Origin of the sequence: Streptomyces sp. NBC_00019 (assembly GCF_045041015.1) — a bacterium.
Taxonomy (GTDB): domain Bacteria; phylum Actinomycetota; class Actinomycetes; order Streptomycetales; family Streptomycetaceae; genus Streptomyces.
Map to the genome: position 1 here is coordinate 9,497,026 of NZ_CP108302.1, position 12,543 is coordinate 9,509,568.

Annotated in this window: 9 protein-coding genes and 1 pseudogene; 6 read left to right on the plus strand and 4 right to left on the minus strand. The window is 72.4% G+C overall.

What is annotated here, in order from left to right:
- Positions 1-10: 10 nt before the first annotated feature.
- The 3 genes from OHU89_RS44085 to OHU89_RS44095 form a co-directional block, all read right to left on the minus strand.
- The gene (locus OHU89_RS44085; protein ID WP_405651100.1) at positions 11-2,689 is read right to left on the minus strand and encodes a SpoIIE family protein phosphatase; all 2,679 of its coding nucleotides are present in this window, start codon (positions 2,687-2,689) and stop codon (positions 11-13) included.
- A 72-nt stretch (positions 2,690-2,761) separates the two neighbouring features.
- On the minus strand, positions 2,762-5,221 hold the full coding sequence (locus OHU89_RS44090) for a SpoIIE family protein phosphatase (RefSeq protein ID WP_405651102.1): 2,460 nt from the start codon (positions 5,219-5,221) through the stop codon (positions 2,762-2,764).
- 306 nt (positions 5,222-5,527) lie between these two features.
- Positions 5,528-6,634, minus strand: coding sequence for a serine hydrolase domain-containing protein (locus tag OHU89_RS44095; RefSeq protein ID WP_405651104.1), 1,107 nt, complete (start codon positions 6,632-6,634; stop codon positions 5,528-5,530).
- A 137-nt stretch (positions 6,635-6,771) separates the two neighbouring features.
- On the opposite strand from OHU89_RS44095, the gene OHU89_RS44100 reads away from it, so the two are divergent.
- Positions 6,772-8,001, plus strand: coding sequence for a PP2C family protein-serine/threonine phosphatase (locus OHU89_RS44100; protein ID WP_405651106.1), 1,230 nt, complete (start codon positions 6,772-6,774; stop codon positions 7,999-8,001).
- A 75-nt stretch (positions 8,002-8,076) separates the two neighbouring features.
- On the opposite strand, the gene OHU89_RS44105 is transcribed toward OHU89_RS44100, so the two are convergent.
- On the minus strand, positions 8,077-9,279 hold the full coding sequence (locus OHU89_RS44105) for an MFS transporter (RefSeq protein ID WP_405651108.1): 1,203 nt from the start codon (positions 9,277-9,279) through the stop codon (positions 8,077-8,079).
- 114 nt (positions 9,280-9,393) lie between these two features.
- Here OHU89_RS44105 and OHU89_RS44110 point away from each other — a divergent pair, with 114 nt between their 5' ends.
- The 5 genes and pseudogenes from OHU89_RS44110 to OHU89_RS44130 all read left to right on the plus strand — a co-directional run bounded on the left by OHU89_RS44110 (position 9,394) and on the right by OHU89_RS44130 (position 12,353).
- Positions 9,394-10,323 carry a LysR family transcriptional regulator gene (locus tag OHU89_RS44110; RefSeq protein ID WP_405651110.1) on the plus strand — a complete coding sequence of 310 codons (930 nt, stop codon included), beginning with the start codon at positions 9,394-9,396 and terminating at the stop codon, positions 10,321-10,323.
- A 24-nt stretch (positions 10,324-10,347) separates the two neighbouring features.
- A pseudogene (locus OHU89_RS44115) lies at positions 10,348-10,530 on the plus strand (FAD-dependent oxidoreductase); the annotation flags it as partial.
- Positions 10,531-10,535: 5 nt separating this feature from the next.
- Positions 10,536-10,880: a VOC family protein gene (locus OHU89_RS44120; RefSeq protein ID WP_405651112.1), complete on the plus strand. Its 345-nt coding sequence runs from the start codon at positions 10,536-10,538 to the stop codon at positions 10,878-10,880.
- Positions 10,881-10,956: 76 nt separating this feature from the next.
- Positions 10,957-11,592, plus strand: coding sequence for a CatB-related O-acetyltransferase (locus tag OHU89_RS44125; protein WP_405651115.1), 636 nt, complete (start codon positions 10,957-10,959; stop codon positions 11,590-11,592).
- Positions 11,593-11,627: 35 nt separating this feature from the next.
- Complete coding sequence (locus OHU89_RS44130; protein ID WP_405651117.1) at positions 11,628-12,353, plus strand: DUF2625 family protein; 726 nt, start codon at positions 11,628-11,630, stop codon at positions 12,351-12,353.
- Positions 12,354-12,543 lie beyond the last annotated feature (190 nt).

Consider the following 12,543-nt stretch of genomic DNA (forward strand, 5'->3'; position numbering starts at 1 on the left):
GGTGTGCCGGTTACGGCAGCGGCTGCTCCGCCCAGATGACCTTGCCCTCGGGCGTGTACCGCGTGCCCCAGCGCTCGGCGAGCTGCGCGACGAGGAACAGACCGCGGCCGCCCTCGTCCGTCATCGCCGCGTAGCGCAGATGGGGCGAGGTGCTGCTGCTGTCGAAGACCTCGCAGATCAGGCTGCGGTCGCGCAGCACCCGGACGCGGATGGGCTCACCGCCGTACCGGATCGCGTTGGTCACCAGCTCGCTCAGGATCAGCTCGGTGGCGAACTCCAGCTCCTCCAGCCCCCATCGGGACAGCTGCCGGGTGACATCGGCGCGCACCTGTGCGACGGCCACCGGGTCGGACGGCACGTCCCACTCGGCGACCTGGTCCGCGCCGAGCGCCCGGGTGCGTGCCACGATCAGGGCGATGTCGTCGCTCGCCCGGGAGGTGAGCCGGGAGTCGAGCACGGTCCGGCAGGTGTCCTCCGGCGAGTCACCGGCCCGCTCCAGAGCGGCCCGCAGGAGTTCAAGGCCTACGTCGATGTCCCGCTCCCGGTCCTCGACCAGCCCGTCCGTGTAGAGCACGAGGCGGCTGCCCTCGGCCAGTTCGAGGTCGGCCGTCTCGAACGGCAGGCCGCCAAGCCCCAGCGGGGGACCGGCGGGCACGTCCGGGAACTCCACGCTGCCGTCGGGGTGGATCAGGGCGGGCGGGGGGTGTCCGGCGCGGGCGACGGTGCAGCGCCGGGAGACCGGGTCGTAGACGGCGTACAGACAGGTCGCTCCGGTGACCGGGGCGCTGTCGCCGTCCTGGGTCTCGTCCTGGTCGATGCGGCTGACCAGTTCGTCCAGCAGGGCCAGCAGTTCGTCGGGCGGGAGGTCGAGGGCGGAGAAGTTGTGGACCGCCGTGCGCAGCCGCCCCATCGTCGCCGCCGCGTACAGTCCGTGGCCGACCACGTCCCCGACGATCAGTGCCACGCGCGCGCCGGACAGCGGCAGGACGTCGAACCAGTCGCCGCCCACACCCGCCTGCGCGGGGAGGTAGCGGTAGGCGATGTCGAGGGCGTTCTGCTCGGGCAGGTTGCGCGGCAGCAGGCTGCGTTGCAGCGTCACCGCCATGGTGTGTTCGCGGGTGTAGCGGCGGGCGTTGTCGATGGAGACCGCGGCCCGGGCCACCAGCTCCTCCGCCAGGGCGAGTTCGTCGGTGTCGAAGGGCTCGGGCTTCTCCGAACGCCAGAAGTTGACCACACCCAGCACCAGGGCGCCCGCGCGCAGCGGCACCGCGATCAGCGAGTGGATGCCGAACTCCAGGACCTGCGCGGTGCGTTCGAGATCCTGGGCCCGCCAGCCCGGGGACTCGGCCAGGCGCGTCTCGAGGACCGCCTGCCCGGAGTGCAGCGCGCGGATCTGCGGCGAGGACGCGACCAGCCGCATCCGGTCGCCCACCGAGTGGAGCGGCGCGTCCTTGCGGATCCCGCTGAACGCCGTGCGGCGCAGATCCGTGCCCGAATCCGGCTGCCCGCCGCTCAGTACGGCGTCGAACAGGTCCACGGTGACGAAGTCCGCGAACCGGGGTACGGCCAGCTCGGCCAGTTCCTCGGCGGTCCGGGTCACGTCCAGGCTGGTGCCGATGCCCACCCCGGCGTCGTACAGCATGTTCAGGCGCTCGCGTGCCGTCTCGGCCCGGCCGGACAGGGCCCGCAGTTCCGTCGAGTCGCGCAGCGTCGCCACGCTGCCGGCCGGTCCGCCCTCCAGGTCCGTGAGCCGCTGGTTGACGGCCAGCAGCCGGTCGCCGACCAGGTGCACCTCGTCCGTGGCGACCCGCCCCGAGGCCAGCAGCTCGGCGGTGTCCGCCGGAAGGCCGAGCTCGAGGACGTGCCGGCCCTCGGCGTCGGCGGGCAGATGGAGCAGCCGCACGGCCTCGTCGTTGGCGAGCAGCAGCACGCCCTCGCCGCTCACGATGAGCACGCCCTCGCGCACGGCGTGCAGCACGGCGTCGTGATGCTCGTACATCTTGGTCATCTCGTGCGGTCCCAGACCGTGTGTCTGGCGCCGCAGCCGCCTGCTGACCAGTGCCGTGCCCGCCGTGGCCAGGGCGAGGCCGCCCGCCGCGGCGCCTAGCAGGAGCGGCATCTGCTCGTCCGCGGTACCGCCCACGTGCTCGGTGGTGATGCCGGCCGACACCAGGCCCACGACCTTCCCGTCGGGCGCCTTGATCGGTACGACGGCCTGCACCAGCCGGCCGATGGTTCCGTCGATCTCCTCCGTCACGACCTGCCCCGCCAGCGCGGGCGCCAGGGTGCCGACGAACTTCTTCCCGATGCGGTCCGGCTTGGGATGCGTGTAGCGGGTCCCGTCGGTGTTCAGGACCACGATGAAGTCCACGCCGGTCGCCTTGCGCGCCGCCTCGGCCCGCGGCTGCAGGACCGCTGTGGGATCGGGGGCGTCGAGGGCTTCGCGGGTGCCCGGCGCGTTGGCGAACGCCTCGGCGACCGCGACCGAACGGTTGCGGGCCTCGGTCGTGCTGTCGTGCCGTACCTGCAGCACCAGCGCCACGACCGCGGCCACGACCAGCAGCAGCACGATCACGACCTGTGATACGAACACCTGTCCGGCTACGCTGCGTCCACCCAGCGCCGACCGGGCTTCGGCGACTCGCCCGCGCCGCGACCGGCCTGCGTCACGCTGCGAGAGTCGGGCCATGTGCCATGTCTACACTGCACGGCCCCATGAGGCGAGAGGCGTCACACACCGTGACAGAACAACCACGGCGCCTCACCGCTGTCGCCTCCGGGTGGCGAGCAACAGCGCGATGTCGTCGGGCCGGTCGGTGGCATGCCGGGCCGCCGCCGTGAGCCAGTCGGCCACACCCGCCAGACGTGCCGTGGGAGCTCCGGCCCGGGCGAGAGCCACACGCAGCGCGCTGATGCCGTCGTCGATGTCGATGCCCGGCCGCTCGACCAGACCGTCGGTGTAGAGCGCCAGGACGGCGCCCGGCTCGATCCGCAACTCCGTGACCGGGTAACGGGCGTCCGGATCCACACCGAGCACGACGCCACCGGGCAGGTCGAGGACGCGGGTGCTGCCGTCGGGGTTGCGCAGCAGGGGCGGCGGGTGGCCCGCGCGGGCCACCCGGGCGAGCCCGGTGACCGGGTCCAGGCGGATGTAGCAGCAGCTGGCGAACTGACCGGGGTCGAGGTCGATGAGGAGATGGTTCGTGCCGCTCATCACCTCGTCGGGCGGCCGGTCGCCGAGCGCGAACGCCCGTACCGCGCTGCGCAGTTGGCCCATCGTCGCGGCAGCCTGCACACCGTGTCCCATCACGTCCCCGATGACCAGGGCCAGACCGTCGCCCGCCTCGACGACGTCGTACCAGTCCCCGCCCACCTCCATGTCCTGGGTGCCGGGCAGATAGCGGCCCGCCGTCTCCACCAGCGGATGGTCCGTCAGACGGCGGGGGAGCAGGGCCTGTTGGAGACCGCGGGCGAGTGCGGCCTCGCTCTCGTAGCGCCGTGCCTTGTCCATGGCGTGGGCGATCAGCCCGGCGAGCGCGGTGAGGACCGAGCGTTCCTCGCCGGTGAAGGTGCGGGGGCGGTCGAAGCCCAGGATGCAGGAGCCGACCGGACGCCCCGAGGCGATCAGCGGCAGGAAGGCGCGGGCGCCCTCCGTCGCGTCCAGCGGGATGCCCGGGTAGGCGTCGGTGAGTTGCTGCATCGAGTCGAAGAACAGGGGCCTGCCGGTGGTGAGCGTCTCGACGCCGGGCAGATGCTCGTCGAGCCCCACGCCGTCGAACGGGGCGAGGAACCCCGGCGGGAAGCCGGACTCCCACGCCAGGTACAGATGCCGGTCCTGGAGGAGGTAGATCGCCAATCGGCGACCCCCGAACACGGGCAGCAGCTCCTTCATGACCACGGCGGACACCTGACGGGCGGTGACCGCCTCGGTCAGCGCGATGGCCAGCACGATCGGACGGTACAGCGGCGCCAGCGACGAATTACCCGTCTTGGCGGCCTCGAAGGGCTCGGCGGAGTCCGGCATCCGGCTCGTCGGCTGAACCGTGCAGGTCAGCACGTCCGGGCCGGGGTAGACCGACAGCGCGAGCCAGTCGCCCTCGTAGGCGGCATCCACGTCGGGCGGCCGCCGCACATGCAGATGCACCGGCTCGGGGGACAGCAGGGCGCTGCGGAGATGGTCCTCGAAGTCGGGCTGGGCCAGCCAGGGCACGCCGTCCCACAGCGGGCGGCCCAGGAGTACGTCCCGCGGCCGGTGCAGCAGCTGTGCGGCGCGGGGATTCGCGTAGGTGACCAGCCCCAGCCGGTCCAGGCAGAACACGCCCTCCGGCAGCAGATCGGCCGCGGCGTCGGCCGCCGAACCGGGCCCGGGATCGAGGACGAAGCCTCTGACGGGCCGTGCGCCGGACGCGGCCGCGGAGGCCTCGGGGGTCCAGAACTCCATGAGCCGCAGCCCGCCGTCCGCGGCCCGCACGTACAGCGGCAGCGACGGCGTGCTCGCGGCGGCCTCCCGCAGTGCGGCGAGCACACGCTGGGCGTCGTCGGGGGCCACGGCCCGGGCCAGCGCCTCGATCGTGCCGCCGAACTCCGGGGGGGCCACGCCCAGCAGGGCATGCAGATGCGCGTCCGCGGTGACCACGCCGGTCGCCGGATCCCAGGCGAACCGTCCGAGCCGTCCAGCCGACGCATGCGTGGTCGGCGGCCGCACGCACAACGGCTCACCGTCCCAGGCGACCGGGTCGGTGTCCCGCAGGTCCTCCAGACGGCGGGCCAGATCCTCCGCCACCCGCGCCACCAGTTCCCGCTCGGCCAGCACCTCGGTGGCGTCCGCGGCGGAGGGACGCAGCACGGTCAGCACGCCGAAGGTCGTGGACTTCCCCACGACCGGTACGTACAGCGATCCGAACTGGAACGGCAGGCCGGCCGCGAACTGGGGGTAGCGGCGCATGGTCTCCGTGGCGTTCGGCAGCACGACCTGCACCCCGAGCCGGTAGGCGTCGGCGACGGGGAACGGACGGTCGGCGTGCAGCCGCCACCACGGCCGGAACAACGGTCCCGGGAGCCCGGCGAGCACGGCGAGGCGCAGCATCCCGGGGGTGCTCGAACGCAGGTAGACGCCGCCGGCGTGACCACCGCCCGCGCCGATCGCCTCCGTCGAGGCGTCGATCAGCAGCGCGGCCAGCCGTCCCGGCGTCCGGTGCGCGTCCTCGCCGCTCCCAGTCATCGGCCTGCCTCGTCCCTGCGCCGCCCCACGGGCGACACAGCCAGAATGCGCCACGAGGGGCCTGCGGCGCATCCGGGTGGGGCAGATGTGACGGAAGCCGGGCGGGGTGTCCGGTACCCCGCACGGTCGGGCGGTACGAAGCCCCGGGCGCGGGACGCAGGCACGGGCCTACGGGTGGGACGGGCTCTTCCGCGCCCCGGGCCTCGGCCCTGTGTCCCCGCGCCGCGGCCCCGGCCCGGCACCCCCACCCCCGGCGCCGGGGGTGGGGGTGCCGGGGGTGGGGGTGCCCCACCCCCGGCGCCGGGCTCAGCCGGCAAGCCCCTGTAGCCCCTCGTAGGCCGCCATCACCAGTTCCAGGCCCCGCTGGTCCGCCGCCGGCTCGCGCATCTGGTTCGTCACGTAGGCCACCGTCATACGGGCGTCCGGGTCGATCATGACGAGTGAGCCGCCCCAGCCGCCCCAGCCGTACGTGGTGCCGAAGCGGCCGTAGCCGAGGCCCCAGCTCACCGGCATGCCCAGGATGCGGTCCTCGCCGCTGTACTGCTCCTCCCAGGCCCGTGCGCAGCCTGCCGGGGACAGCAGCCTGACTCCGTTCAGCGTGCCCGCGCAGGCCATCGCCGACTGGACGAGGGCGACCGAGCGGGCGTTGCCGAAGCCGCTCGCCGCGGGGATCTGGGCCCGGCGCCAGGACATGCTGTTGCCGTCCCGGAGGCGGATCCCGGTCGCCGTGGAGGGGGTCGGGTCCTGGCCCGCGGCCCCGGCGACGTAGTCCTCGTCCTGACCGGGCGGCGGAACGCCGAGCGCGACGCGGTGGTCGTGCTCGGCGGACAGCCCCATCCGGAAGTCGGCGCCGAGCGGCCCGGCCACCTCCTCGGCGAAGAACGCGCCCGGCGTCCGGCCCGTGATCCGGCGGATGACCTCGCCGACGAGGAACCCCTGCGTCAGCGAGTGGTACCCGGCCGCGGTCCCCGGCTCCCACTGCGGCGCCAGCGCGGCCAGCCGGGCCGTGACCGCCGCCCAGTCGTACAGCTCCGCCACCGGCCCGTCGTAGTCCGGCAGACCCGCGGTGTGCGACAGCAGATGCCGTACGAGCACCTTCTCCTTGCCCGCCGCGGCGAACTCCGGCCAGTACCGGGCGACCGGCGCTTCCACGTCGAGATCGCCCCGGTCCGCCAGCACCAGCGCGGACAGTGCCGTCATCGTCTTGGTGACCGACCAGACGTTGGTGACGGTGTCCCGCTCCCACGGCACCGTGCGGCCGGCGTCCGCGAAGCCGCCCCAGACGTCCACCACGGGCTCACCGCCCACGAAGACCGCGGCCGAACCACCCACGTCCCCGGCGTCGAGGAAACCGGCCAGCGCGTTCGGCACGGCGGTGAACAGATCGTCGTACGAGCCCCGAATGTCTGCCATGCGCGGAATCTAGCCCGTGGGGACAGGGCCGGGGCAACCGAATTACCGGCGCCCGCGATCTGCAAGAACTACCCGGCGGTCACCGTCGGCTCATATCGTGGGAAGTGATGCAATATCGGCAGTGAGGCGGCAGTGTCATGGCGGACGCGGGGATCGACTACGCAGCGGTGTTCCAGGCCCTGCCCGGCATGGTGGCGGTCCTGACCCCCGAGCTGGTGTACGCGGACGCCAACGAGGAGTTCGTCCGTATGTCCGGCCGCAGCCGGGAGCAGCTGGTAGGCCACTACCTCTTCGACGTCTTCCCGGACAACCCGGAGGACCCGGGCGCCTCCGGTATGCGCAATCTGGCGGCCTCCTTGCAGCGTGTCCTGACCACCGGCGAGCGCGACACCATGGCCGTGCAGCGCTACGACGTCCGGTCCCTGGAGCTGCCGGGGCGCTGGGAGGAGCACTACTGGAGCCCGGTCAACGCCCCCGTGCTGGGCCCCGGCGGCGAGGTCGCCCTCCTCGTGCACCGGGTCGAGGAGGTCACCGAGTTCATCCGCGACCGCGGCGGACCCGTCGGCACCCGGGCCCGCGCGCTGGAGGCCGAACTGTACATCCGCGCCCGGGAGTTGCAGGAGGTCAACGAGCGACTGAGAAAGGCCCACGCCCGGGAGCGGGAGGTCGCGCTGGCGCTCCAGGAGGCCATGCTGCCGACACCCCGGCTGGAGGGGGACCACCGGGTGGCCGTGCGCTACCGGCCCGCGGTCGGCGCGCTGAACGTGTGCGGCGACTGGTACGACCTCGTGGATCTGGTCGGCGGCGACCGTATCGGTGTCGCGGTCGGTGACGTCGTCGGCCACGGACTGGCGGCGGCCTGCGTGATGGGTCAGCTGCGCAGCGCGCTGAGCGCCGCCTCGCGGGTGGCCGAGGGGCCGGCGCAGGCCCTCGACGTCCTGGGCCGTTACGCACACGTGGTGGCCGGCGCGGAGTCCGCCACGGTGGTCATCACGTTCATCGACTTCGACGCCCGCACCGTCACCTACAGCAGCGCGGGGCATCCTCCGCCGGCGCTGGTCCACGCCGACGGCAAGGTCGAGTTCCTCGACGCGGCCACGGACCCGCCGCTGGACGCCAGCCCCGACCCGGTCCCGCGACCGCAGGCGACGACCGGCTTCGCCGACGGCGCCACCCTGGTGCTCTACACCGACGGCCTGGTGGAACGCCGTCGCGAGGACATCGAGATCGGTCTGGAACGCCTGGCGGACTCCCTCACCCGCCACCGGGACGCCGATCCGGAGACGCTGGCGGACGCGGTCCTGCAGGAACTCCTCCCGCCGGAGGGGGCCACAGACGACACGGCCCTGATCGTCGTACGACTGTGAGGAGCAGGTCGTCCGGGGAGGGCCGGGGCCGCGCGCTCGGCCGTCCGTACGCCGCGGAGGTGATCCGCTGCCTTGTCAGGCCGTCGGCAGCGCACGCCTGCCGAGCAGGAGCGGCGTGGCGAGGAGGAGGAGTCCGGCCACGGCGATGGCGGTGCGGGTGGTGGTGAGGGTGGCCAGCAGGCCCCAGAGTGCGGTCAGGGCGGCGATGGTCAGTTTGGCACTGATGGACCAGGCGGAGAGCGTGCGGGCGACACGGTCGGGCGGGGTGTGTTCGAGCCGGTAGGTGGCCAGGACCGGGTTGAAGACGCCGATGCAGGTGATGAGTCCGAGTTCGACGACCATGACCAGCAGGAGTCCGGGCACACCGGGACCGACGAAGGCCAGCCCCAGCGGCCAGCACACCCGCAGGGTTCCGGCGGTGACGAGCACTTCGTGCCGGCCGAACCGTGCGACGAGCCGCCGGGACAGGCGTGCGCCGATCAGTCCGCCGACGCACGGCACCGCGAAGGCGAGGCTGTACTGCCAGGGTGCGAAATGGAGGCCGCCGAGCATGAGGACGGAGAGCAGCGGGGCGGCCACCATGATCAGCCCGTTGACGAGGACGGCGTTGAGGAACAGCGGGCGCAGCACCGGATCGGTGAGGATGAAGCGCCAGCCGTCGAGCAGGTCACGGCTCCTGAGCCGGTTTCCCGTCTCGGGCCGTACGGGGCGGGTCTCCTTCTTCCCGCCCATGGCGCGGATCCCGACCGCCGAGAGCAGATAGCTGACGGCGTCGGCGACGACGGTCACCACGGGGCCGAGCAGTCCGATCGCCGCGCCGCCGAGGGGTGGCCCGATCATGGTGGTGGTCCACATCGTGGCCTCGAACCGCCCGTTGGCGGTCAGCAGATCCTCCTGTGGCACCAGGGTCTTGAGGCAGGCGCCGGACGCGGCGGTGAAGGTGATGTCGGCCGCGGCGACGAGCACCGACACAACCAGAAGTTGTGCAAAGCTCAGCCGATCGAAGGCGTACGCGACAGGGACGCTCAGCAGCAGGGCGCACCGGGCCAGATCCATGGCCATCATCACCGGCCGCTTACGGCGGAACTCCACCCACGGCCCGAGCGGCACCGCCACCACCGCCCCGACCGCGAGCCCCGCCGCTGCCAGCGCCGACACCTGGGCCGGACCTGCGTGCAACACGAGGATCGCGATCAGCGGAAAGGCGTGGAGGGCCAGCGCGGTGCCGAGCGCACTGACGCCGTACGCCGCCCACAACCATCCGAATGCCCGCCCCATGCCGCCGCCTCTCTCCCTGATCCACGGACATCCAAGCGGTCGACGGATCCAGAGATCAAACAACCCCCGAGCGGCTCGGACACAACCATGGGTTGTGGCTCTACGATGGCGGCCATGGACCTCGATGGCGTGCGGACGTTCGTGACGGCCGCGGAGACGGGACGGCTGCAGGACGCCGCCACGACCCTGGCGGTCACCCAGCAGGCGGTCTCCAAGCGCGTTGCCGCGCTCGAGAAGGAGCTCGCCGTACGACTGTTCACGCGCACCCCGCGCGGAGTGCGGCTCACCATCGACGGTCAGGCGTTCCTGCCGCACGCCCGGGCGCTTCTCGACACCGCGGAGCGGGCCATGGCCTCCGTACGGCCCGGTTCCCGTGCCCTGCGCGTGGACGTGATCGGCCGCCGGCTGGGCCCGGCCGCACTGCTGCGCGGCTTCCATCGCGCGTGTCCCGAGGCCGAACTCGATGTGGTGACCCTCTTCGACGCCAAGGAGGCGTTGGCCGCCATCCGCTCCGGCACGATCGACGCCTCCTTCCGCGCCGTCACCGTCCCAGCCCGCCGACTCCCCGACGGCATCGCCGCGGCGCGGGTGTACGACGAGCCCGTCCAGCTGCTGACCGGACCGCGGCACGCCCTGGCCACGGCCCGCGCGGTCACCCCGGCCCAGCTCGCCGGGCACCGGATCTGGATGCCCGGTCTGGTGGCCGGCACCGAATGGGCGGCGTACTACGACGAGTTCGCCACGGAGTTCGGCCTCACCATCGAGGCGACCGGACCCGACTTCGGCACCGATCCGCTCCTGGACACGATCGCCGACTCCCCGCAGCTGGCCACCCTGGTCGGCGAACAGACGCGCATGGTCTGGCCCACCGACCAGGACCTGCGCCGCATCACGCTGCGCGACCCGATGCCGGTCTACCCGCACTCACTGATCTGGCGGTCCGACAACCCCCACCCCGCCCTCGGGAGGCTCCGTACCTACCTCGACAGCGCGGGACCGGGTCGCCACGACGCGGAGACCTGGACGCCGCACTGGGCGCAGTGAACCGGCGGGGGGTGTCGCGACCGTCTGCCCGTCGTGGTCATCGGTGCCGGACCGATCGGCCTGGCCGCCGCCGCCCACCTGGTCGAGCGCGGCCTGGGCCCCCTGGTCCTGGAGGCCGGCCCGACCGCGGGCAGCGCCGTGCGGGAGTGGTCGCACGTCCGTCTGTTCTCCACGGCGGCTGCTGAACCCGCACCCACACCAGGAGGTTCGCCATGACATCCCGCGTACAACTCGCCCTCCGCGTCCCGGATCTCGACGCGTCCATCGCCTTCTACAGCAAGCTCTTCGGCACCGAACCCACCAAACTCCGTGACGGCTACGCCAACTTCGCCATCGCCGAGCCACCGCTCAAGCTCGTCCTGATCGAAGGCACCCCGGACGAGGCGACCCGCATGGACCATCTCGGCGTAGAGGTCGACAGCACCGAGGCCTGGGAGATGTACGTCGTCAAGGCCGACGCAGACTCCCTGGCCAAGCAGCAGGGCAGCACCTGTTGCGCCGACCCAGCCGTGACGGACGTCGCCGCGCCCGAAACGGCCACCGCGGCTCGGCGGTAATTCGGTGTTGCCGGGCCCGGCCCACTGCGATCGTGGCTCCGGACCCCCGTACCCGGATCAGCAAGGATTCGCCACCATGCCCGTACCCGCCGACCCCACGGTGCTTCATCCGATGCCCGAGCAGCCGCGTGTGGTGTTGCTCAAGCCGTTGGTGAAGTCGCCGCTCATCGAGGTGGGGGAGTTCTCGTACTACGACGACCCGGAGGACCCGACCGCCTTCGAGACGCGGAACGTGCTGTACCACTACGGGCCGGAGAGGCTGGTGATCGGCAGGTTCTGTGCCCTGGGCACGGGGGTGCGGTTCATCATGAACGGTGCCAACCACCGTATGGACGGCCCCTCGACGTTCCCCTTCCCGACCATGGGCGGCTCCTGGACCGAGCACTTCGACCTCCTCACCGGACTGCCGAACAGGGGTGACACGGTCGTGGGCAACGACGTCTGGTTCGGCCACGGCACGACGGTGATGCCCGGTGTACGGATCGGTCACGGCGCCATCATCGGTACCGGCGCCGTGGTCACCGCCGACGTCCCCGACTACGGGATCGTCGGCGGCAACCCGGCCCGCCTCATCCGCACCCGCTACAGCGACGAGGACATCGCCCGGCTGCTGGCGGTGGCCTGGTGGGACTGGCCGGTGGAGCACATCACCGAACACGTCCGGACGGTCATGTCGGGCACCGTCGCCGACCTGGAGGCGGCGGCCCCCTAGACCCTGCCCCCCCCATCGGCTGCGATCATCCTCGGATGCGAGAGATCGACGAGCTCACACAGGTGGACGACCCGGCCTGGCCGGAACTCCAGGAGGCGTTCGCGGCCGGCGCCGTCCCGGTGCGGGTGCTCGCCGCCGACCCGGCCGAGGGGCGTCGGAGCGTGCTGCAGATGCAGGTCACCGCGCGCTCCACGCTCGGCGCCCTGGCCTGGAACTGCGGCGGACTGGTCCTCGACGACGGATGGGTACGGGTCTTCGGCGGCGGCTCCGAGGCGAGCGGCGGCCTGCCGAGCCTGGCCCAGGTCAATCGCTTCCCCGACGCGTTCGACCCGGACTGGTCTCCCGAGGCCGGACTCGTCGTGGGACAGGACGCGCTGGGAGGCGTGTTCGCCCTGAACGGCCATGATCCCGCCGCGTCCGGACGCCCCGGTTCCCCGGGCCGGATGACCTACTTCGCGCCCGACACCCTGGCGTGGGAGGCGATGGACATGGGCCACTCCTCATGGGTGCACTGGCTGTTGTCCGGCCGCCTGGAGACGTTCTACGACGGGCTGCGCCGGCCCGGCTGGCGCGAGGAGGCCGCCGCGCTGGACCTCTCGCAGGGCATCACCGTGTACCCGTTCCTGTGGACCGAGGAGGCCCACGCGGATCTCGCCGCGAACAGCTGGCGGGCCGTGCCGATGCGCGAAGTCCTCGGAGTGGCCGCCGACTTCGCCCGGCAGCTGGGTTCGGCCGATCCGGGGTTCCTCGGCGACGTATGAGTGAGACCGCTCGGTCTCCGACGAACACTAGGTAGCTGCCGGCAGTCGTGGCGCAGGCCTCAGGGATCTCCCGGAGCGCGGCCTCGGCCGCCTGTTCGCCGCCGCCGGTACCGGACATGAATTGAGAGGCGTGAACCGCGCTCGGGTGACACGCTTCTGGTGACCTGATCCCAAGTGCGGCTCAGGTGCG